21 protein-coding genes are annotated in these 20696 nt (G+C 68.0%); 11 read left to right on the top strand and 10 right to left on the bottom strand.

Annotated elements, in window-relative coordinates; all coding sequences use genetic code 11:
• Positions 1-8: 8 nt before the first annotated feature.
• From IEW34_RS12235 to IEW34_RS12225, 3 genes are read right to left on the bottom strand one after another with little or no spacing between them, the layout of a single operon-like run.
• Complete coding sequence (locus IEW34_RS12235) at positions 9-506, bottom strand: aromatic-ring-hydroxylating dioxygenase subunit beta (RefSeq protein WP_210324491.1); 498 nt, start codon at positions 504-506, stop codon at positions 9-11.
• An 11-nt stretch (positions 507-517) separates the two neighbouring features.
• Entirely contained in the window at positions 518-1810 is a 1293-nt protein-coding gene (locus IEW34_RS12230; protein WP_210324490.1) for an aromatic ring-hydroxylating oxygenase subunit alpha, read from the bottom strand.
• A gap of 19 nt (positions 1811-1829) precedes the next feature.
• Complete coding sequence (locus tag IEW34_RS12225; RefSeq protein WP_188609466.1) at positions 1830-3041, bottom strand: NAD(P)/FAD-dependent oxidoreductase; 1212 nt, start codon at positions 3039-3041, stop codon at positions 1830-1832.
• Positions 3042-3304: 263 nt separating this feature from the next.
• Here IEW34_RS12225 and IEW34_RS12220 point away from each other — a divergent pair, with 263 nt between their 5' ends.
• Both IEW34_RS12220 and IEW34_RS12215 read left to right on the top strand, forming a co-directional pair.
• Positions 3305-4351 carry an amidohydrolase family protein gene (locus IEW34_RS12220; RefSeq protein ID WP_188609465.1) on the top strand — a complete coding sequence of 349 codons (1047 nt, stop codon included), beginning with the start codon at positions 3305-3307 and terminating at the stop codon, positions 4349-4351.
• On the top strand, positions 4348-4830 hold the full coding sequence (locus IEW34_RS12215) for a hypothetical protein (RefSeq protein WP_188609464.1): 483 nt from the start codon (positions 4348-4350) through the stop codon (positions 4828-4830). Before IEW34_RS12220 ends, IEW34_RS12215 begins: the two co-directional genes overlap by 4 nt.
• A gap of 77 nt (positions 4831-4907) precedes the next feature.
• On the opposite strand, the gene IEW34_RS12210 is transcribed toward IEW34_RS12215, so the two are convergent.
• Genes IEW34_RS12210 through IEW34_RS12195 form a run of 4 tightly spaced genes read right to left on the bottom strand, consistent with a single transcriptional unit; the run spans position 4908 to position 7409 of the window.
• Positions 4908-5621: a fumarylacetoacetate hydrolase family protein gene (locus IEW34_RS12210; RefSeq protein ID WP_188609771.1), complete on the bottom strand. Its 714-nt coding sequence runs from the start codon at positions 5619-5621 to the stop codon at positions 4908-4910.
• 14 nt (positions 5622-5635) lie between these two features.
• The gene (locus IEW34_RS12205) at positions 5636-6097 is read right to left on the bottom strand and encodes a cupin domain-containing protein (RefSeq protein ID WP_188609463.1); all 462 of its coding nucleotides are present in this window, start codon (positions 6095-6097) and stop codon (positions 5636-5638) included.
• Positions 6082-6651 (bottom strand): SRPBCC family protein, encoded by a 570-nt coding sequence (locus tag IEW34_RS12200; RefSeq protein WP_188609462.1) that lies wholly within the window; start codon positions 6649-6651, stop codon positions 6082-6084. Before IEW34_RS12200 ends, IEW34_RS12205 begins: the two co-directional genes overlap by 16 nt.
• On the bottom strand, positions 6648-7409 hold the full coding sequence (locus IEW34_RS12195; protein WP_188609461.1) for an SDR family NAD(P)-dependent oxidoreductase: 762 nt from the start codon (positions 7407-7409) through the stop codon (positions 6648-6650). Before IEW34_RS12195 ends, IEW34_RS12200 begins: the two co-directional genes overlap by 4 nt.
• Before the next feature lie 118 nt (positions 7410-7527).
• Here IEW34_RS12195 and IEW34_RS12190 point away from each other — a divergent pair, with 118 nt between their 5' ends.
• A complete protein-coding gene (locus tag IEW34_RS12190) occupies positions 7528-8325 on the top strand; it encodes an enoyl-CoA hydratase-related protein (RefSeq protein ID WP_188609460.1) in 798 nt (265 codons plus the stop codon).
• A 137-nt stretch (positions 8326-8462) separates the two neighbouring features.
• Here IEW34_RS12190 and IEW34_RS12185 read toward each other — a convergent pair whose 3' ends face one another.
• The 3 genes from IEW34_RS12185 to IEW34_RS12175 form a co-directional block, all read right to left on the bottom strand.
• Positions 8463-10007 (bottom strand): class I adenylate-forming enzyme family protein, encoded by a 1545-nt coding sequence (locus IEW34_RS12185; RefSeq protein WP_188609459.1) that lies wholly within the window; start codon positions 10005-10007, stop codon positions 8463-8465.
• A 44-nt stretch (positions 10008-10051) separates the two neighbouring features.
• Positions 10052-11209, bottom strand: a complete 1158-nt coding sequence (locus IEW34_RS12180; protein WP_188609458.1) for an ABC transporter substrate-binding protein — start codon at positions 11207-11209, stop codon at positions 10052-10054.
• A gap of 187 nt (positions 11210-11396) precedes the next feature.
• A complete protein-coding gene (locus IEW34_RS12175) occupies positions 11397-12545 on the bottom strand; it encodes an acyl-CoA dehydrogenase family protein (RefSeq protein ID WP_188609457.1) in 1149 nt (382 codons plus the stop codon).
• 174 nt (positions 12546-12719) lie between these two features.
• On the opposite strand from IEW34_RS12175, the gene IEW34_RS12170 reads away from it, so the two are divergent.
• From IEW34_RS12170 to IEW34_RS12135, 8 genes are all read left to right on the top strand, one after another.
• Entirely contained in the window at positions 12720-13898 is a 1179-nt protein-coding gene (locus tag IEW34_RS12170; protein ID WP_188609456.1) for an ABC transporter substrate-binding protein, read from the top strand.
• 31 nt (positions 13899-13929) lie between these two features.
• Positions 13930-14796: a branched-chain amino acid ABC transporter permease gene (locus IEW34_RS12165; protein WP_188609455.1), complete on the top strand. Its 867-nt coding sequence runs from the start codon at positions 13930-13932 to the stop codon at positions 14794-14796.
• Positions 14797-14807: 11 nt separating this feature from the next.
• Positions 14808-15782 carry a branched-chain amino acid ABC transporter permease gene (locus IEW34_RS12160; RefSeq protein ID WP_188609454.1) on the top strand — a complete coding sequence of 325 codons (975 nt, stop codon included), beginning with the start codon at positions 14808-14810 and terminating at the stop codon, positions 15780-15782.
• Positions 15783-15787: 5 nt separating this feature from the next.
• Positions 15788-16552 carry an ABC transporter ATP-binding protein gene (locus IEW34_RS12155; protein ID WP_188609453.1) on the top strand — a complete coding sequence of 255 codons (765 nt, stop codon included), beginning with the start codon at positions 15788-15790 and terminating at the stop codon, positions 16550-16552.
• Positions 16545-17258, top strand: coding sequence for an ABC transporter ATP-binding protein (locus tag IEW34_RS12150; protein WP_188609452.1), 714 nt, complete (start codon positions 16545-16547; stop codon positions 17256-17258). The genes IEW34_RS12155 and IEW34_RS12150 overlap by 8 nt, the downstream gene beginning before the upstream one ends.
• 16 nt (positions 17259-17274) lie before the next feature.
• Positions 17275-18801 carry an acyl-CoA carboxylase subunit beta gene (locus tag IEW34_RS12145; RefSeq protein ID WP_188609451.1) on the top strand — a complete coding sequence of 509 codons (1527 nt, stop codon included), beginning with the start codon at positions 17275-17277 and terminating at the stop codon, positions 18799-18801.
• An 11-nt stretch (positions 18802-18812) separates the two neighbouring features.
• Positions 18813-19025 carry an acyl-CoA carboxylase biotin carboxyl carrier protein subunit gene (locus IEW34_RS12140; protein ID WP_188609450.1) on the top strand — a complete coding sequence of 71 codons (213 nt, stop codon included), beginning with the start codon at positions 18813-18815 and terminating at the stop codon, positions 19023-19025.
• A gap of 111 nt (positions 19026-19136) precedes the next feature.
• Entirely contained in the window at positions 19137-20672 is a 1536-nt protein-coding gene (locus tag IEW34_RS12135; RefSeq protein ID WP_210324489.1) for a class I adenylate-forming enzyme family protein, read from the top strand.
• Positions 20673-20696: the final 24 nt, after the last annotated feature.

Raw genomic sequence — 20696 nt, 5'->3', positions numbered from 1 at the left:
GGCGTCCCTCACAGCACGATCGAGATGCGGCCGCTGGGCCTCAGGCTGTCGCTGTCCAGCACACAGCGCTTGGAGCGGATGCGCAGGCCGTCGGCGGTGACGACCAGCTCGTAGTAGGCGGCTCCGACGTAGAGGTCGGTGACGCCGTCCTTGGTGCGGTAGGTGGCGAACACCGCCTTGGCGTCGACCTGGTCATCCTGCTGGGCGAGGACACGCACGTTGCCGATCAGGCGGCGCGTCTTGGAATGCGGGAACTCCGCGTGGGCCGTGCGCTTCATCAGCCGCTTGACGCGCTCGCCCAGGCGAAAGCGGTCGTCGGCGATGTAGAACAGGCTCTCGTCCGAGCGTGCGTCGGCCGGCAGGTCGGTGCACGGCACCTCGTAGGTGGCGTCGTCGGTGAACAGGCCGAGCCACTCGGGCAGGCGCCACTGGTCGAGCAGGTCGGCCTCGCTGAAGAGGAAGTCCTCCACCTCGGCGCGGCTCACACGGGTCATGGTCGCAGACATCTCATCCTCCCTCACGCGGCGGCCTGGGCCTTGTTCACGGTCGGCGGCGGGAACATGCGATTGTTCCATTGCGTCCAGAACGCCCGCATCTGCAGCTCGTCGTCGTAGGACGGACGCGCCTTGCCCATCCCCTTGGAGATGTCATTCCATTGGGCTTCCTTGTTGTTGGCGAAGCCGCGCTGGCAGTGCTCCAGCGCCTCTGCATCGTCGGGCGTGGCAAAGCCGCCCGGTCCCAGGAACTCCAGGAAGTTGTAAAGTCGGAACTTGCGCGCCCAGGCGGTCTCTTCGTTGGGCGCAACCGCCCAGGCATTGATCGTCATGTAGTCGGGCGCAACCGGATAGTAGGTGCGCACGGTGGTCGCCATGATGTCGTTGATGACCAGGTTCGGGAAGATGAACAGATTGCGGTTCATCTTGGCGATACGGTCGGCCCGCGCCTCCCCGTAATCGGCTACGAGCCTGGCATAGAGCCTGTCGATCTCCCGGCGGCCGTCCTCCCCCCAGGCCGGGATCCACTGCGCGACGGGCCGCCCCCACGGCGCACCGTATTCCAGCACCGCGTGTCCGTTGCCCAGGTCGATGCCGAAGCCGCCCATGCGCCCGCCCGTGAGCCCGTCGGTCGTGTTCATGAGGTAGTCGAAGTAGGTCGCGTGCGTCGTGGTGGCGTGGTAGCCGTCGATGCTGTTCTCGGTCAGCAGCTTCCAGTTGGCCCGGATCGAATACTCCTGGGTGCCCGCAACGATCGACATGCCGGACGCCGATTGGTCGCAGACGATGTCCAGATACTCCTTGGCGCCTGCCAGATATTCATCGAGCGGAACGACATCCCGATCGAAGCAGACGAAGTTGAAGCCGCGGTAGCTCTCGAAGCGTGGCACCGGCGTCATGTTCGACGACTCGCGGGCCTTGAAGCCCTCCGCATAGGAGGCCTCGCCCGGCTGGCTGCGCAGCCGGCCGTCGGCGCCGAACACCCAGCCGTGGTAGAAGCACTGGAACGACTTGGCGCTGCCCTTGCGCTCGCGGCAGACCTGCGCGCCGCGGTGCGGGCAGGTGTTGAGCAGCGCCCGAAGCTCGCCCTTGCTGTCGCGGGTGAACAGGATGCCGCGCCCGGCCACGGTGCGGGTGATGAAATCGCCCGGCTTGGCCACTTCGGACTCGTGGCCGAGGTAGAGCCAGCAATGCTCGAAAATCCGCTCTTTCTCCGCCTGCCAGATCTCCGGATCGACGAAGTTGCGCCGTGCGACCTTGAAGAACTTTTGCCCCTCGTCGACCCATATGGCGGGTTGTTCGCTTCGTTCCATCATCCCTTCCTCCCTTGTCTTCTTAGGCCTTGAGCGATTGGCGCAGGTCATAGGCCGGGTTCTGCCAATCGGAGAGCGCGATCCGCTTGCCGGCCGCGACCAGCCGGCGCAGGACGGCCATATCGCGCGCACCGTTCACAGTGATGCCGCCGACGATCTCGTCTCCGGCGAGGCTGAGCACGGCAAAGCGGCCGGAGGCGGGATCGCCGCGAACGAACTCCTCGCCGGCACCGGGATCGCCCACCACTTGGACATTGGCGTCGAACTGGTCGGACCAGAACCACGACGGGACGTCGTAGGACATGGCCTCGCCGGCCATGGTGCGGGCCGTCGCGATCGCCTGGTTCTGCGCGTTCGCCCAATTCTCCAGGCGCAGCGCGCGTCCGTGGCAGCGGCTCCATTGCAGCGCCACGTCGCCGGCGGCGTAGATGCCGTCGGCCGCGGTGGCGCCCGTGGCATCGACGCCGATTCCCTGACCGTCGCCGAGCCCGAGGGCGCGCGCCAGACCGAGCGCCGGCTCGACGCCGACGCCGATCAGAACGATATCGGCGGCGACGGAGCTGCCGTCCGACAGGTCGACACCGCCGCTGGTCTGGCCCATCGCGGTGACCCCGCAGCGAATAGCGACGCCGCGGTCACGATGCAGTTCGTCCATGAACCGGCTGAGTGATGCGGAGCCCACGTGCGGCATGAGGCGGGGAGCCGCCTCGACGACGGTGACGGTGCAACCGCGGCCCACCGCCGCCGCCGCCACCTCGAGGCCGATGACGCCGCCGCCGATGAGCACGACGCGGCGGCCGGGGGCCAGGGCGCAGCGCAGCACCAGGGCATCGTCGAGATCGCGGAGATAGAGGACCGGCAGCGGCCCCTCCTCCAGCGGCTCGAGCCGCCGCGGTCGCGTGCCCGTCGCGATCAGCAGCTTGTCGAACGCGTACTCGCGGCCGTCGGCGAGGCCGACGCGGCGCTGCCCCAGGTCGCCGTCGACCGCCGCAGCACCGACGACCAGATCGATCCCGAGCGCCGGCCAATCCGCGTCCGGCCGCATGAAGGCCGGAGCCGCCACATCGTCGAGCAGGATCGCCTTGGAGAGTTGCGGCCGCTCGTAGGGGGGGTGCCGCTCCTCGCCGAGCAGCGTCAGCGGGCCGCGGTGCCCCGCAGCGCGCAATGCCTCGGCCGCGCGGCCGCCGGCCTGGCCGGCGCCGACGATCAAGATGCGAGCGTCCGACGCGGTCACGGCCCGGGCTCGCGGCCGCGGCCGAGCCGTCGCGCGGCCGCCTCTGCCGAATAAAAAGCTCCTGGATCGGTATCCCGGTCTCGACCGGGGGCGGCCGGACGCATATCGTCCTCTCCCTGGCGGCTTCGAAACGGCCTCTGCAGCGTGCCTTGACGATCATTTAAAAGCAGTCCAGCTTGTTTGTAAAGAGGAGCTCGCCGGTGCCCGCACGGTTGCCGCCGCAGCTCCACGGAGATCCCACCGCGGATCCCAGGGAGGGCGTCTTGGGCCGGGCCATCGATGTTCACACCCACGTGGTGCCGCGGCTGGCCGCGGACGCCGCGCGCAGCCGGCACTGGCCGTCGGTCGAGGTGCGCGATGACGGCGTCGCCGCCGTCGTCATCGCCGGCAAGGTCTTTCGAATCATCGATTCCCGCTGCTGGGACGTGCCGCGCCGACTGGGCGACCTCGCCGAGGAGGGCGTGGAGGCGCAGGTGCTGTCGCCGATGCCCGAGCTTCTGTCGCACTGGCTGGAGCCGGCCGAGGCGGAGGATCTGGCCACCATCGTCAACACCGACATCGCGCGCATGATCGCGGAGGCGCCCGGCCGCTTCGCGGGCCTCGGCATGGTCGCGATGCAGGACACCGTCCGGGCGATTCGGGGCCTGGAGCAGGTCAAGGCGCTGGGGCTCGGCGGCATCGAGATCGGCACCCACATCGCGGGCGTGCCGCTCGGCGACGCGTCCCTGCAGCCGATCTACGAAGCGGCGCAGGCACTCGACCTCGGCGTCCTCGTGCATCCGCTGCACCCGGGGGGGCTCGACCGCATCGGCGGCCCGCCGGAGCTGGCCGCGGTCGCCGCCTTTCCCCTGGAGACCGCGCTCTCCGCCACCTCGCTCCTGACGAGCGGCACGATGTCCCGTTTCCCCGCGTTGCGCGTGATGCTGAGCCACGGCGGCGGCGCCCTGCCCTGGATCCTGCCGCGGCTCGACCGCGGCTTCGCGCTCGGCGGCGCCATGCGCAAGACAATGCCCGACAAGCCCTCGGTGCTGGCCACCCGCTTCTGGTACGATACGGTGCTCTACGACGGCGCGGCACTGCGCTTCCTGGCCGACGCGGTCGGCGAGGAGCAAATCGTGGTCGGCTCGGATTATCCGTTCGCCATCCGCCAGCCCGAGCCCGCCGCCTTCGCCGAGGCCGCGCTGGGCACGCGCCCCGCCATCGCCTGGGACAACGCCCTCGCCTTCCTCGGCCGGGCCGCCGGGGGAGCCCTGGCCGCCGCCGTCACGACCGCAACGCCTTCGCAACGACAACAGGGGTCATACACTTGAGCGACTGCTGCTCCCTGCCGCAAACAAGCCTGCTCGGGCCGGTGCCGCCGCGCACGCCGGGGCGCCCGGACGCGCAGGTGCCGAACGACCTGGCCGACGGCCCGGTCAAATACGCGCGCGTCCCGCACATCTACTTCTACGAGGCGGCGCCGCAGGATCACGCCGGCTTCGGCCTGCTCGACCTCGAGATCTCGCTGCAGCGACGGCGGGACGGCCCGGCCCGGGTGGAGCTCTACTGCATCGGCGACGGCTACCAGAGCGGCCACGGTTCGAGCGGCGGGTCGCCGCTGGTGATCGAGCTGCGCGCCGGTGAGCGCGTCGTCGCTGCCGTACGGTGGCCCTATCCGGACGTGCTGAACGGGCACATGGATCCCATGACGTTCGAGGCCGCCGTCGACTTGTCGGAGGCGGACTTTGCGGCGATCGACGCGATCTGGATCCCGCCGGCGCGCGCACTCGTCGAGGCCGAGCTGGCGTAAGAGGCTAAGGCCGCCCCGCCGTCATGGCCGGGCTTGGCCCCGGCCACGGCGGCTGAGAGGCGTTTCGGGCTTCGCCTTCACGTGTCGATCGCGACCGGGCGTGGGCCGATCCTGATATCGATGTCGCTCAATCCGGCGACGCCGCCGGTGACCGCATCGCCCGCAACCAGAGGGCCGACGCCGGCGGGCGTCCCGGTCATGATCAGGTCGCCGGGCCGCAGCGCCATGGAGCGCGACAGGATCGCGATGATCTCCGGGACGCTCCAGATCAGATCGGCGATATCCGCGTCCTGCCGGATGTCGCCGTTGACCGCGAGCCAGATGCGGCCGCTTGCGGGATGGCCGACCCCCTCGACGGGATGCAGCGGCGCGATCGGCGCCGAGCGGTCGAAGGCCTTGCCCCAGTCCCAGGGGCGGCCGCTGTCCCGCGCGGCGATCTGCAGGTCGCGGCGCGTCAGATCGATGCCGACGCCATAGCCCCAGACCAGGTCGAGGGCCTCGTGCGCTGCCACCTCGCACCCGGCCCGACCGATCGCCACGACAAGCTCGATCTCGTGGTGGAGGTTTGCGGTCTCGGGCGGATAGGGCACCGTCGTGCCGTTGCGGACCACAGCATCGGCCGGCTTGGTGAAGAAGAACGGGGCCTCGCGATCGGGATCCTTGCCCATTTCCCTGGCGTGGGCAGCGTAGTTGCGACCGACGCAGAAGATGCGGCGGACCGGAAAGCGGCCGCCCTCGCCGGCGACGTCCAGGTAGGAAACGGCCGGCGGCTCGACGACGAAGGCATGCATGGCAGCGGACCCGATCAAGCTTTGGCTTTGGCGTGGGCGGCGGCGGCCGCGGCGATCTCGGCGAAGCCGGCGAGCGCCTCGTCGGCAACATCGGGCAGATTGATGACGATGTTCTCGGGCGTGCGCGTGGTGAGCCAGACGAGATCGTCCTCGGCACTCAGGTTGACCTCCACGTGCGGCATGAACGGCGGCACGAAGACGAAGTCGCCCTCCGCCATGTCGATCCATTCGCCATAGTTGTCGCCGTAGTAGATCCGGCCGCGGCCGTGCAGGACATAGCCGCCGGTCTCGGCCTCACCGTGGTGATGGGGCAGCGACCGGAATCCCGGCTCGTTGCTGACCTTGCCATACCAGAGCCGGGTCGCCGGCGTGTGCTGGCGGCTCACGCCCGAGACGCGGACGGCGCCCCCGGACTGGGCCGTCTGCGTGTCGAGGTGGTCCTTGCGGGTGACGATGGGTTTCACTTGTTCGGCCATGCCGACCTCCCCCCGGGCTGCGAGCGGCTGGCCGCTCCATTAACTAACAAACAACCGTTAATTTGGTGCTGGATGTTGTCAAGCCTGACGCTGCCGTCGGGGGCGGCGCCATAGCGCGCGCACAACCCGCCGAGCCCGGCGAGGAAAATGCGCTCGACGCGCCGCCGCGCGGCGCCGTCGTCGACACCGTCGGCCGTGAACGTCGATGTCCATACGACACGGCAGTGCGTGCCGCCGGCCCACGGCCCGACCGAGAGCGTCGCCTCGTAGCGGCTCACCGGCAGAGGTCCGGCGTCGATCACGTAGCGGCAGGATTGCGTCTCGGCCGCGGTCAGCCGCTCGCGAAAGGTGCCGGCAGCCGTGCGGCAAACCCGGATCGCGCCGATCCCCTGGCCCGTCAGCGTCACCGCCTCGATGCCCGGGAGCCAGGCCGCCACCCCGCCGAAATCGCCGATCAAGGCCCACACCTCGGTCGCCGGCGCGGCCAGGATGCAGACGGCGCGCACCGCGAGGCACTCCCGCGGCGGCTCGCAGGCGTCGAGACGGCCGGTCATTGCGCGAGATAGCCGCCGTCGACCGGCAACGTTGCGCCGGTGACATAGCTCGCAGCCGCCGATGCCAGAAACACCGCGGCGCCGGCGAGTTCCGCCGGCTGGCCCACGCGGCGCATCGGCGTATGCGCCAGCAAGGCGGCCATGCTCTCGGGGCGCGCGCGCGTCGCCTCCGTCATCGGCGTCTCGATGAAACCGGGCGCGATGGCGTTGACGCGGATCCCATCCCGCGCCAGCTCGACCGCCAGCGCCTTGGTGAGTTGGAGGACGGCGCCTTTCGACGCCGTGTAGGCGGCCGAGTTCGGCGTGGCGATGAAAGACTGGATCGAGCCCAGGTTGATGATGGCACCGCGCGTCTCGCGCAGCGCCGGCAGGAAGGCGCGCACCATGTTGTAGGTGCCGTCGACATTCACCCGAAGTGTCCTGTCCCAGGCTCCATCGGCGTCCGCCTGGTCGACCGGCCCGCGCACCAGGATGCCGGCATTGTTGACGAGGATCGACACCGGCCCCTCGCGCCGGCCGATCGTGTCGGCGAGCGCCCGGCAGGCTGCCCGATCGGTGACGTCCACAGCCGCGGCCCATGCGCCTCCGCCGGTGCGGACGATCTCCGCCGCCGCCGCCTCGGCGGTCTCGCCATTGACGTCGACGACGACCACCCTGGCGCCGGCCGCGGCAAGCCCCGCGGCGATGGCGCGGCCGTTGCCCTGACCGCCGCCGGTCACCAGCGCCAACCGGCCGGCAAGCGAGAACGAAAGCTCCATCGACGTGTTCCTCCTGGCTTCGCGCCGGCACGATCACGGATGTCCGACGCCGCCATATTGCTCCGGGTTGTCGAGTTAAGTAAACTGACGTTTGTTAGTTTTACCGAGAGGCTTCGCAATGCCGCCCCTGAGCACCATCGAATTCGACGTCGACGCACGCGGTGTCGCCCGCCTGACGCTCGCTCGCGCCGAGGCCCACAACGCGATGAACGGCGTCATGTACGACGAGGCGCGCGAGGCGGTCCGCCGCTGCGATACCGACCCCGGCATCCGGGTTCTGGTGCTCTCCGGACAGGGCGTCACCTTCTGCTCCGGCGGCGACTTGAAGTACCAGCGCGCCCAAGCGGCGCGGCCGCAGAGCGAGCGCCTCGCCGAGGCCAGCAAGCTTGCCTTCTGGCTGCGCGAGCTCGATACCCTGTCGAAGCCGGCCATCGGCCGCATCAACGGGCCCGCCTACGCCGGCGGCCTCGGGCTGATCGCCGTGTGCGACATCGCCATCGGCGTCGACACCGCGCAGTTCGCCATCACCGAGGCCCGCCTGGGGCTGCTGCCCGGCATGATCTCCCCCTATGTCGTGCGGCGCATCGGCGTGCCCGCCGCGCGGCGGCTGTTCCTCACCGGCCGCCGCATCTCCGGGGCGGAAGCGGCACAGATCGGCCTGCTGACCGAGGCGGTGCCGGCGGGCGACCTCGACGAGGCCGTCGCCCGCGAGATCGACATGATCCTGCAATGCGCTCCGGGCGCGCTGGCCGCCAACAAGCGGCTGATCGAATACGTGTCGACCCACACGTCGGCCGACAACATGATCTATACGGTCGACCGCGTGGCCGAGATGTGGGGCTGGGAGGAAGCCGCCGAAGGCATGCAGAGCTTCATCGAGAAGCGCAAGCCCAGGTGGCAGTCGGCGAGCAGCTGACACCGTCTGATCCTGCGCCGGACGTGTCTTTGTTGGATGGATGGCCGGGTCAAGCCCGGCCATGACGCTGGACATCTTGCGCCTTACCCTCATGCCGTCATGGCCGGGCTTGACCCGGCCATCTATCCACTTTCAAACTACTTGATCTCCGGGCGGTCCCGCAGCTCGCGCTTCACCACCTTGCCGAGCGCATTGCGCGGAAACTCGTCCAACGGCACGACCTTGGCCAGACGCTGGGTCTTGGCGAGCCGTTCGTTGGCCCAGGCTTTCAAGGCTTCGCTCTCCGGCGCCGCATCTCCCCGCAGGATGACGAAGCCCACCGGGGTCTCGCCCCAGGTCGGATGCGGCACGCCGACGACAGTGGCCTCGATCACATCGGGATGCGCGCTCAGCACCGCCTCGATATCGGACGGATAGATGTTGAAGCCGCCCGAGATGATCATGTCCTTCTTGCGGTCGACCACATAGAGATAGCCGTCCGCGTCGAGCCGGCCGACATCGCCCGAGCGGATGAAGGTGCGGCCGCGCTGGTCACGCCAGATTGCCGCCTCGGTCTGCTCCCGATTGCCGTGATAGCCGCGCATGGCCCAGCCGCCGTAGAAGGCGATCTCGCCGGCCTCCCCGCGCGGCGCATCGCGGTCGTGCTGATCGAGGATGCGGATGTCGAAGCCGGGGTTGGGGCGCCCCACCGAGGCCGGCCGCTCAGCCATCTCCTCCGGCGTGATGATCGTCGCACCGCCCTCGGAGTAGCCATAGAGTTCGTGCAGGCAGGGGCCGAGTTGGTCCTGGATGCGGCGCTTCACGTCGGTGCCCATGGCGGAACCGGCGGTCAGGCACATGCGCAGCGAGCCGAGGTCCGCCCGCCGGAAGGCGGGGTCCTCCAGGATACGGATATACTGGGTCGGCACCATGAAGGTGTGGGTGATGCGCCGCGCCTCGATCAACTCAAGGCACGGTCCGACTGCGAAGCTCGGCATGATCTCGATTTCGCCGCCGCTCAGCAGCGCCGGCCACAGCGTGATCCAGGTGCCGTTGGAGTAGATCGGCGTCGTCAGCAGGGTCCGCGCCGTGGGCCCGAACTTCATGGGAATGGCGTAGGTCAGCCCCATGATCTGGCGGGCGCGGTGGGAATAGGCGACGCCCTTGGGCAGCCCCGTGGTACCGGAGCTGTAGCTGATGTTCATGAGGTCATCGAGGTGGAGCGCCACCCCCGGCTCCGCCGAGCTCGCCTGCGCCAGCAGAGCCTCGGTGGAGCCGCACCCCTCCTCGTCGCCGCTGGAGAAGACCCCGCCCGGCCGCACGGTGACCAGCCGCTCGCGGATCGTCCGGATCACCCCGGCGAAGCCAGGGTCCGTGAACAGCCACAGGGCGCCGGAATCGTTGATCAGGCCGGCGATCTGCTCCGGTGCCAGGAGCGTGCTCAACGGCACCACGCAAGCGCCGGCCTTCATCGCGCCGCACAGCAGCACCAGGTGCTCGACGGTGTTCGACATCACGAAGGCGACGCGGTCGCCCTTGCGCAGGCCGAGCCCGGTCAACGCATGGACCATCCGGTTCATCTGCGCGCCGAACTCGCCCCAGGTCAGCACCTCGTCGCCGCTGGCGATGGCGCGCTTCGCGGGCGCGAGACACGCGTGATACGACCAGATGTCGGGGAGCGTATTCTGGGGAATGTCGAGCATGCCTTGCTCCGATGCGCTTTGACCGAAATCGCACGCGGGTTGCGCTATTCCACCACCCGCCACCGTCCCTGCTCGTAACGCAGCATGACGAGCGGCTTGGACTCCAAATCGAGTCCGCCGTGGCTGGTGGGGGAGAAATGGAACCGACCATTTGCACCGGTGACCTGCACCGTCTCGATGGCATCGCGCAGGGTATCACGCGTCAACGGCCCCTTGATCGACTTGACCGCCTGCTCCAGGATCAGCGCCGCGTCGTAGCTGTGCTGGGCGAAGTTCTCCGGGGCCTGACCGTACTTCGCCTTGTAGTCAGTATAGAGCTTTTGCACGACGGGCTTGGAGGGATCGGAATCCGGCAGGCTGTCGGGCACCAGCAGGCGGAACGAGGAGATGTAGACGCCCTCCGCCGCGGCCCCGACATTGGCGACGAGGGCATTCGATGCCGCCCCATAGCCGACGATGATCGGCACGTCGTAGCCGACCGCCCGCGCGTTCTTCAGCAGCACCGTTGGCCCCGGCAGGGCGCTCCACACCACGATGGCGTCGGGCTCGCGCTCACGCACCCGCAGCACCTGGGCGGTGATGTCCGGATCCTGCCGATTGAACTCCTCGGCGGCGACGACATCGATGCCGTAGGTCGGGGCGAGCTCGCGCAGGATGCGGGTGCCCGACTGGCCGTAGCCGTCGGCCGCGCTCATCATGGCGAGCTTCTTGAACCCATTGCGCTTGGCATAAGCGAGTACGTGCGAGATCGCCACGCGGTCGACAGGGCAGGAATTGAACACGTATTTGAGCGGCGGGCTGACGATGGCCTCGGTGCCGCCGTGCGCGATCATCGGGGTCTGCAATTCATTGGCGATGGGAATGGCGGCAAGGCTTTCGCCCGAGCTTGACGGCCCGAACAGCACGTCGACCTTGTCCGATTCCACCAGCCGTCGCAGCTGCTGCACGCCCTTGGTGCTGTTGCCCTCGGTATCGTAGGCGATCAGCTTGACCGGACGGCCGGCGAGGCCGCCCGCCTTGTTCCAGTCCTCGACCACCATACGCAGCGCCCGCTCCTCGGGGATGCCGAGAAACGAGGCCGAGCCGCTCATCGGATAGATGGCGCCGATGGTGATCGGCTCGGCCGCCGCCGCAGCGCCCGGCGCCAGCAGCAACGAGGCAAGTGCCGCAAGGCATAGGCGCCTGGATTTCAGATTTGTCATTATGTCCTCCCGCAGTTCTTGAGCTATTTTTATGGGCGATGCCTGCCGCGTCATGGCCGGGCTTGACCCGGTCATTCATCAACTCAAGTAACATTATGTCGACAGCACCGGCTGAACGGTTCTCTCCTCAGTGGATGGGATAGCCGGGTCAAGCCCGGCTATGCCGCCAGGGTGGCGCGCGCCTCCGTCAGAATCCGCGCCCGAAGCCGAAGTAACGTTCCGCGATCAGGTTGCGGCACATCTCGTCGTTCAACGGCGCGAACGAATACAGCCGGTGATCGCGGTAGTAGCGCTGCATCGGGCTCGCCGTATCGAAGGCGGCGGACGCCAGGATCTCCATGCCGACGTCGGCGGAGAGCTTGGCGGCATTGGAGGCCGCGAGCTTGGCCATGGAGCTCGCCACGTCGACCGGCTCGCCGTTGTCGTCGCGCACCGCCGTCGCCAGCAGGAAGGTCCAGGCAAGCTCGACGGTCGTCGCCACGTTGGCGAGCTTGTGCTGCACCGCCTGCAGCTCGGCCAGCGACTTGCCGAAGGCCTGGCGCTCGCGCGCATAGTCGGCCGCCACCTCCATGGCGCCCTGGGCGATGCCGATCGCCACGGCCGCGGCGTTGATGCGTTCGGAGTTCAGCGTCGCCAGCACCTGGCGGAAGCCGCGGCCCTCAGTACCGATCAGGTTGGCGGCAGGAACGCGCACGTCGTCGAAGAAGACCTGGCAGGTGTCGTAGCCGTTGATGGCGAAGGTGTCGATCTCACGGGCCGTGATGCCCGCCGCCCGGCTCGGCACCAGGAACATGGACACACCGTCGGTCTTGCCGGGCGCGGTTCGCGCCAGCACCACGTAGAAGTCGGACGTCGTGGCGCCGCTGATCCACATCTTTGCGCCGTTGATCACATAGTCGCCGCCGTCGGCGCGGGCCGTCGTCTTCATGGCGCGCAGGATGTCGGTGCCGCCGCCCGCCTCGGTCAGACAGAACGACGCCTTCTGGCGGCCGGCGGCCAGCGGAGCCAGAAAGGCCCGCTTCTGCTCGGCAGTGGCATTGTCCTTCAACAGCCGGGTGACCAGGAACTGCACGACGCAGAACACCGCCATCGAGGTCGCGCGGTTGGCCAGCGCGCGCAGCGCAACAACCTGTTCGATATTGGTGCCGCCGCTGCCGCCGTCCTCCTCCGCCACCCCGAGCCCGAGAACACCAAGTTCGCCGAGCACCCGGTAGAGCTCCGCGTCGAAGGTCTTGGCGGCGTCGAGCTTCTGCGCGCGCTCGACGGGCGACGTCTCGACGATGGCCCGGTTGATGACGTCTTGGAATGCGATTTGTTCTTCCGACAGCGAAGTCATCACCAATACTCACCTGCTATGCGGGTAGCGATACCAAATCGCTACCGTCGGTCGGGACCGGCTCCTGTGGGACCGGTGGCGAAGCCGCCGTCCGCGGTCGCAAAAATGCGTTTGACAAGCGCCGCCGTCAACAACTAACTAACACCTGTTAGATAAAAATATGGGGAACCGCTCATGCGCCCTTGGCTCGCCCTCCGCCCGCTCCGCCGCCCTGCCATCGCCGTCGCCGTGTCGCTCGCCGGCGCCGCAGCCATGGGTTCCCCCGGACAGGCCGCCGAATCGATCAAGGTCGGCGCCGTCTACGCGACATCGGGGCCAGCCGCATTCTTGGGCATCCCCGAGGAGCGCGGCCTGCGGCTCGCCGCGGAGGAGCTGAACAAGGCCGGCGGCATCGCCGGCCGCAAGGTCGAAGTCATCGTCTACGACACCGAAGGCAACGGCACCAAAGCGTCGCAGCAGCTGCGCCGTCTCATCGATTCCGACAAAGTCGACGTCGTCTTCGGACCGTCCAGCTCCGGCGAGAGCCTGCTCGTGCTGCCGATCGCCAACGAAGCGAAGACGCCGATCATCATGCACGCGGGCACCGAGAAGGTGTTCACGCCGACGACGCCCTACGGCTTCAATACACCGCCGTCGGACCGCATCGTCGCTGCCGATCTATTGGCCAAGCTCAAGAAGCGCGGCATCACCAGGATCGCGCTGATGTCGTCGGCCGACGGCTTTGGCCAATCCGGCGCGAACGTACTGCGCGAGCTCGCCAAGACCGACGGCATCGACATCGTCCGGCACGAGGAATTCAACCGCCAGGACACCGACATGACGGCGCAGGTGCTGCGCGTCAAAGCCTCCGACGCACAGGCGCTGCTGATCTGGAGCGCCCTGCCCGGGCCGAGCATCATTCTCAAGAACGCGGCCGCCGTCGGCTACCAGAAGCCGATCTTCAACAGCTACGCCGCCGCCAGCCGCGACCTGCTCCAGCAGGCCGGCCCTGCGGCCAACGGCACCTACGTCACCTCCATGCGGCTGCTGGCGCCCGACACGCTCAAGGCGGACGACCCGGTCCGCCCGGTCGTGCAGAAGCTCTATGCCGACTACAAGGCCAAGTATGGCGACGCGCCGGCCACCTTCGCAGCCCACAGCCACGACGCCCTGATGATCGTCAAGGCGGCCGCCGAGAAAGTCGACGGCGAACTGACCCGCGACAAGCTGCGCGACGCCATCGAGACGGTCTCGATCACCGGCGCCAACGGCATCTTCCAGTTCACGCCCGACAACCACGGCGGCCTCAACCAGAACTCCCTGTCGATGGTGCTGATGCAGGCCAAGGACGGGCAGTGGGTGGTGGCCGAGTGAACGCGACACGGCCGGAACGGCGGCATCGCCCATGATCACCCAGATCGTCATCTCCGCCCTGTCGCTGGGCGCGGTCTACGCGCTCATCGCCATCGGCTTCACCATCGTCTTCGCGACCAAGCGGATCATCAACTTCGCGCACGGCGAGTTCGTGATGTTGGGCGGCGTGCTGGCCGTGTATTTCTCGCAGACGCTCGGCCTGCCCATGGCGGCGGCGCTGCTGGCCACCGTCGTCTGCGTCGCCGCCATCGCCCTCGTCCTCTACCTGCTGGTGCTCGACCAGAAGGCCGGCGATCCGCTGGCGCAGGTCATGATCACGCTGGGTCTCGCCATCGCCATCAAGGGCGCGGTCGAGGTGACCATCGGCAAATCGACGCTGTTCCTGCCGCCGCTGTCCAGCGCCGCCACCTGGCCCGTGTTCGGCATCTTCATCAGCCCGCAGGCGGCCTGGATCGTGCTGACGCTCGTGGTGCTCTCGCTCGGCCTCGCCGTCGTGCTGCGCACCACCTGGCTCGGGCTGTCCATGAGGGCGGTGGCGCTCGACCCCTACGCCGCCGTCCTGATGGGCGTCGCCCCGCGCTGGATCGCGGCCTCGTCCTTCGCCATTGCCGGCTTCTTCGGCGCCGCCGCCGGCGCCCTCGTCGCCCCGATCGCCTCGGCCAGCTACGACAACGGTTTGTTCCTCGGTCTCAAGGGCTTCGGCGCCGCCATTCTGGGCGGCATCGGCAGCCCCATCGGCGCCGTCGTCGGCGGCCTGATCCTCGGCCTCACCGAGGCCCTGTCCGCCGGCTACCTCAGCTCCGCCTACAAGGATGCGATCACGTTGTCGCTTCTCTTCGTCGTGCTCATGCTGTTCCCCCAGGGGCTGCTCGGCGGCCGCGCCCTGAAGAAACTGTGACGGCGGCCCCGATGACCCATGATCGCCTCATCACCACAGCCCTGCTCGTGCTGTTCCCGATCGCCTTCCTGGCGGCGGGCAACTCCTTCCACGAGTCGTTGCTGATCTACACCGCCATCAATGCCATCGCGGCCATCGGGCTCTGCCTGATCTTCGGCCTGGCCGGGCAGATCTCCCTCGCCCAGGCGGCCTTCGTGGGCATCGGCGCCTACGCGACGACGCTGGCGACCAACAGGCTTCATCTCGACAGCACACTGGCGATCGTCGCCGGCGGACTGGTGGCGATGGCGTGCGGCTGGCTGGTCAGCCGGCCGCTGTCACGGCTGCACGACCACTACCTGGCCATGGGCACGCTCGCCTTCGGCATCATCGCCTACATCCTGTTTGCCAACCTCTCGAGCCTGACGGGCGGGCTCGATCCCGGCGTCACCATCGCCCGCTTCAAATTCGTGGGCAACGAACTGCCACGTTCCAACGACCTGTTCTGGGTGTGCTGGGCGTTCCTGGTGATCGCGGCGTTGATCGGCTCCAACGTCACCCGTTCGAAGGTCGGCCGCAGCCTGCGCGCCATGAAGATGTCGGAGTTCGCCGCCGCCGGCGTCGGCATCGACTGCGTGCGCACCAAGGCCCTCGTCTTCTCGCTCGGCGCCATGCTGGCGGGCATCGCCGGCGGCCTCTACGCCAATTTCGCGCGCTCCTTCAACGCCTCCTCGTTCGGCTTCTCCTATTCGATCGACGTCCTGGTCATGGTCATCGTCGGCTCGCTCCAGCGCATATCCGGCGCCATCGTGGGCGCGCTCATCGTAACCGTGCTGCCGCTGCTGCTCGATCGGGCCGAGGACTACAAGACCCTCGCTTTCGGCGTCCTCATGGTGCTGGTCGTCAAGTTCGCGCCGCAGGGCCTGGTCGACGGCCTGACGCAGATCGCCTCGCGCCTGCGCCTCCAGATCACCGCCCTCCGCAGGCGGCCGGCGCAGGCGAGGTGAGCACCATGCTGTCCATCAACGGCGTGTCGAAATCCTTTGGCGGCGTGCATGCGCTGCGCGACGTCCGCATGGCGATCCCGGCCGGCGTGATCACCTCGGTGATCGGCCCCAACGGTGCCGGCAAAAGCACGCTGATGAACGTAATTTCAGGCTATGCGACGCCGTCCGCCGGCGAGGTGCACCTCGACGGGGCCAGGATCTCCGGCCTGCCGCCACATCGCATTTGCGCCATGGGCCTGGCGCGCTCCTTCCAGAACCTGCAAATGTTCGTCGACATGCCCGCCTGGGAAGTCGTCGCCACCGGCTTCTACCGGCACCAGAGGGCGAGCCTCCTCGCCGACCTGCTCAATCTGCCATCGAGCCGTGCCGAGGAGCGGACGGCCGAGGCGGACGCGCGCAAGCTGCTGCAATTCCTCGATCTCGATCCGGTCTGGTGGCAACGCCGCGCCGGCGATCTCTCCTACGGCCTCCAGCGCAAGCTCGAGATCGGCCGCGCGCTCGCCACCGGCCCGCGCCTGCTGCTGCTCGACGAGCCGGCCGCCGGCCTGAACACCAGCGAGACGACGGCGCTCGGCCAGCTGTTCCGCAAGATCATCGCGATGGGCGTGACGCTGGTCCTGGTCGAGCACGACCTCGATCTGGTCATGGCGGTCTCCGACAGCATCTACGTGCTCGACGCGGGCACGGTCATCGCGCGCGGCGGCGGCGAAGAGGTGCGGCGTGATCCGCTCGTCATGGCCGCCTACCTGGGGCTCGACGCCGATGCCTGACCCGGTTCTCGAGATCAAGGGCCTCAGCGCCTACTACGGCGCGTTGCGGGCTATTCGCGACATCGATCTCAGCATCGCCGCCGGCGAATGCGTCTGCCTGATCGGCCCCAACGGCGCCGGCAAGACCACGTTGCTCAAGGCGATTTCAGGGGTGCTCGAGCGGACCGAGGGCGAGATCTCCTATCTCGGCCGCGCCGCGACGCACCTGACGCCGCGCCAGCGCATCAGCAGCGGACTGATCCACGTTCCCGAGGGCCGGCTGGTGTTCTCGACGCTGTCCGTCGCCGACAACCTGCGCATGGGCGGCTACGCCAAGCGTGGTGCCGACCTCGGCGAGCGCATCGACAAGGTGTTCGAGCTGTTTCCGCGTCTGCGCGAACGCAGGCGCCAGCCCGCCGGCAACCTCTCCGGCGGGGAGCAGCAGATGCTGGCGATCGGCCGCGCCCTGGTGGCGCAGCCGACGCTGCTGATGCTGGACGAGCCGTCCATGGGACTGGCGCCGGTCATCGTCGCGGAGATCTACCGCGAGATCCGGCGGCTGCGCGAGATGAACGTCACCGTGCTGCTCGTCGAGCAGAACGCCCGCCTGGCGCTGGAGGTGGCGGACCGCGCCGTGGTGCTGGGGGCCGGCGTGGTGCGGCGCCAGGGCTCATGCCGGGACCTCAGCCAGGACTCCGACGTTCGCCACATGATTTTCGGCGATTGAGATCAAGGAACCTCCGATGGACCTCTACGACGACTTCAAGCAGCGGGAGGCCTGGGCTCTCGCCGGAGGGCGCAATGCCGAGAAATCGGCCAAGCTGCTCGAGGGCAAGATCTTCGTGCGCGACCGGCTCGACCTGTTCTTCGACAACGGCCTGGAGATCGAGGACGGGCTGCTCGCCGGGGCCGAGAAGCGGGTGCCCGCCGATGCTGTCGTGACCGGCATCGGCAAAGTCGACGGCCGCATGGTGGCGATGATCGCCAACGACATTTCGGTCAAGGCCGGGTCCTGGGGCTACCAGACCATGCTCAAGATCACGCGCATGCAGGAGCGGGCGCGCGAGCTGAAGATTCCACTGGTCTACTTCGTCGACTCCGCCGGCGCCCGCATCGATGAGCAGAAGCAATCCTACCTCGGCCGCACGGCGTGGGGGAACATCTTCTATAATCTCGTGCAGCTCTCGGGCGTCGTGCCGCAGCTCTGCGTGCTGTTCGGTCCCTCGCCGGCCGGCGCCGCCTACATCCCCGGCCTCTGCGACACGGTGGTGATGGTCGACAAGAAGGCGACCGCCTATGTGGGCTCGCCGCGCATGGCCAAGATGGCCATCGGCGAGGACATCAGCGAGGAGGACCTGGGCGGGGCGCGCATGCACTGCACCCTGAGCGGCCTCGGCGATATCCTGGTGCAGTCGGATGCCGAGGCGATCGCCGTCGCCAAGACCTATCTCGGCTATTTCCCCGGCTCGTGGTCGCAGACGCCGCCCATCGCCGCAACGGCCGCGCAGGCCGCGCCGCCAGATCTGGAGGCGCTGCTGCCGCGCGACCAGAACGTGCCGTTCGACATCAAGACCCTGATCCGCGCGCTCGCCGACGACGACTCGTTCCTGGAAAGCAAGGAACTCTTCGCCAAGGAGATGACCACGGCCTTCATTCGCCTGGGCGGCCGGCCGATCGGGGTCGTCGCCAACAACTCGAAGTTCAAGGGAGGCGTGCTGTTCAACGATTCCTCCGACAAGGCTGCCCGCTTCATCTGGCTCTGCAATGCTTTCAACATCCCGTTGCTGTTCCTCCAGGACATCAGCGGCTACATGATCGGCAGCTCGGTGGAGAAGACCGGCATCATCCGCCACGGCGCCAAGCTTCTCTCCGCGGTCTGCGAAGCCAGCGTTCCCCGCATCGCGGTCATGGTGCGCAAGGCCTATGGCGGCGGCTTTCTCGCCATGTCGGGCGCGCCGACCAAGCCCGACGCCATGCTCGCCCTGCCCACCGCGATGCCCGCGCTCGTCGGCCCGGAGGCGGCCGTCAACGCCATGTACTTCAACCAGATCGCCGAGCTGGCACCGGCCGATCGCGCCGCCTTCATCAAGGCGAAGCGGGACGAATATGCGCGGGACATCAACGTCTACTCGGCAGCTGCCGACAGCTTCGCCTCCGAAGCCGTGGTCCATCCCAACAAGCTGCGGGATGAACTGATCAACCGCTTCGCGCTGTATGCGCTGAAGCCGACGCCGGCCATCGAGCGGCGCAACGCCGTCCATCCGGTCTGAGGAGCCTTTACATGAAGAAGATTGCCAGCCCGATGGCCGGAACCGTGTGGAAGATCGTCAAGGCACCCGGCGACGCTGTCGACTACGGCGACACCGTGATGATCCTCGAATCCATGAAGATGGAGATCGCAGTCGAAGCCGACAACCGCGGCACGGTCGCCAAGATCCTGGTCGAAGAGGGCGAGGTGGTCGATCAGGACACCCCGCTGATCGAGCTGTCGTGAGCGCGACGTCGCTCGTCGGCTGCGGCACGCCGGCCACTCAGCCAATCTATCGAGACTTGGCGCGTTGCAATCCATAGAAGTTATGCGGCCGGCTCATCTGGGAGAGATCGCTTGACGACTGTCGTTTCACAGCATGTCGCTCGCAATGCCCGCAAGTTCCCCAGCCGGGTCGCGCTCATCGACGAGCATCGCTCGATGAGCTACGCCGAGCTCGACGCGTCCGCCAACCGGCTGGCGCACTTCCTGCTCGCCCGCGGCATCGCGCCGGGCGACAAGGTGGCGATCCTGGCCAAATCGAGCCTGCGCTGGGTCGTCGCCATGCTCGCCACGGCGGCGGTGCGGGCCACATGCGTTCCGGTCAACTACCGCCTGACCACTGCGGAGATCCTCGGCAACCTCGAGGATGCGGAATGCCGCTTCGTCTTCGCCACGGCGGAGCTTGCCGAGCAGCACCTGGCCGGCCGCATCGACATTCCGATCGCCCTGCTCGACGGCGGCCCGGGGCCTGACAGCTATGACACGATCCTGGGCCGGGCCACCGACACACCGCCGCCGTCCAGCCCGAGCGACGACGATCTGGCGCTGATCATGTTCACCGGGGGCACCACCGGGCGTTCCAAAGGCGTCATGCTGCGCAGCCGCCAGGTCTTCTGGAATACCGTGCACGAGGCCCTGGACACCGGCATGGACGAGTTCAGCAACACCGTGCTGGCGACGCCGCTGCACCATGCGGCCGCCCTCAATTGCTGGCTGCTGCCCCATCTTTATCTGGGTGCCCGCTCGACGATCCTCGGCGACTACTCGGCCGACCGCATGGTCGAGATGATCGACCGGCACGGCGGCACCAACGGCTTCACGCCGCCGTCCATGGCGCGCGAACTCTGCCTTGCCGCCCGCGACGAGCCGGCGCGCATGCGCACCTTCCGCAGCTGGTACGTCGGGGGCGGCGTGCTCTCGGGCAAGGACCGCGAAGAGATGCACCGTCTCGTCCCCGGCATGAAGATCTTCTACCAGTACGGGCTGACCGAAGCCGGCGTCATCGTCACTGTACTGAAGGAAGAAGACTATCATCTGGCACCCGACTCCATCGGGCGGCCCTTCCTCAACTTCGAGGTCAGGATCGCGGCCCCCGACATGAGCGATGCGAAGACGGGGGAAGAGGGCGAGATCCTGGTACGCGGACCGTCGGTCATGGAGGGTTACTTCAAGCGGCGGGACGCGACGCGCGACGCATTCCATGACGGCTGGCTCCGCACCGGCGACGCCGGCGCCATGGACGCGGGCGGCTTCGTCTATTTCCGCGACCGCATCAAGGACATGGTCAAGACCGGCGGCCTCAACGTCTACTCCCAGGAGGTCGAGCGGGCGATGCAGCGGCATCCCAAGATTCGCGAGGTCGGAATCATCGGGCTGCCCAGCGACAGATGGGGCGAAGAGGTGACCGCGGTCGTCGTTCTGCGCGATGGCCAAGCGGCATCGACCGACGAGCTGATCGCCTTCGCCAAGCACCATCTCGCCGGCTACAAGGCGCCCAAGAAGGTGATCTTCGTCGACTATGCCGATATGCCGATCAACTATTCCGGCAAGATCATGAAGCGCGAGCTCAGGACCTGGATCGCCGCGCGCTATCGAGGCTCGGCCACTTGACCGGCATTCGTCGCGATATAAACT

This window comes from Chelatococcus reniformis (genome assembly GCF_014640075.1).
In the GTDB taxonomy this organism is placed as follows: Bacteria; Pseudomonadota; Alphaproteobacteria; order Rhizobiales; family Beijerinckiaceae; genus Camelimonas; species Camelimonas reniformis.
This window is presented reverse-complemented; position numbering and strand designations above follow the sequence as displayed.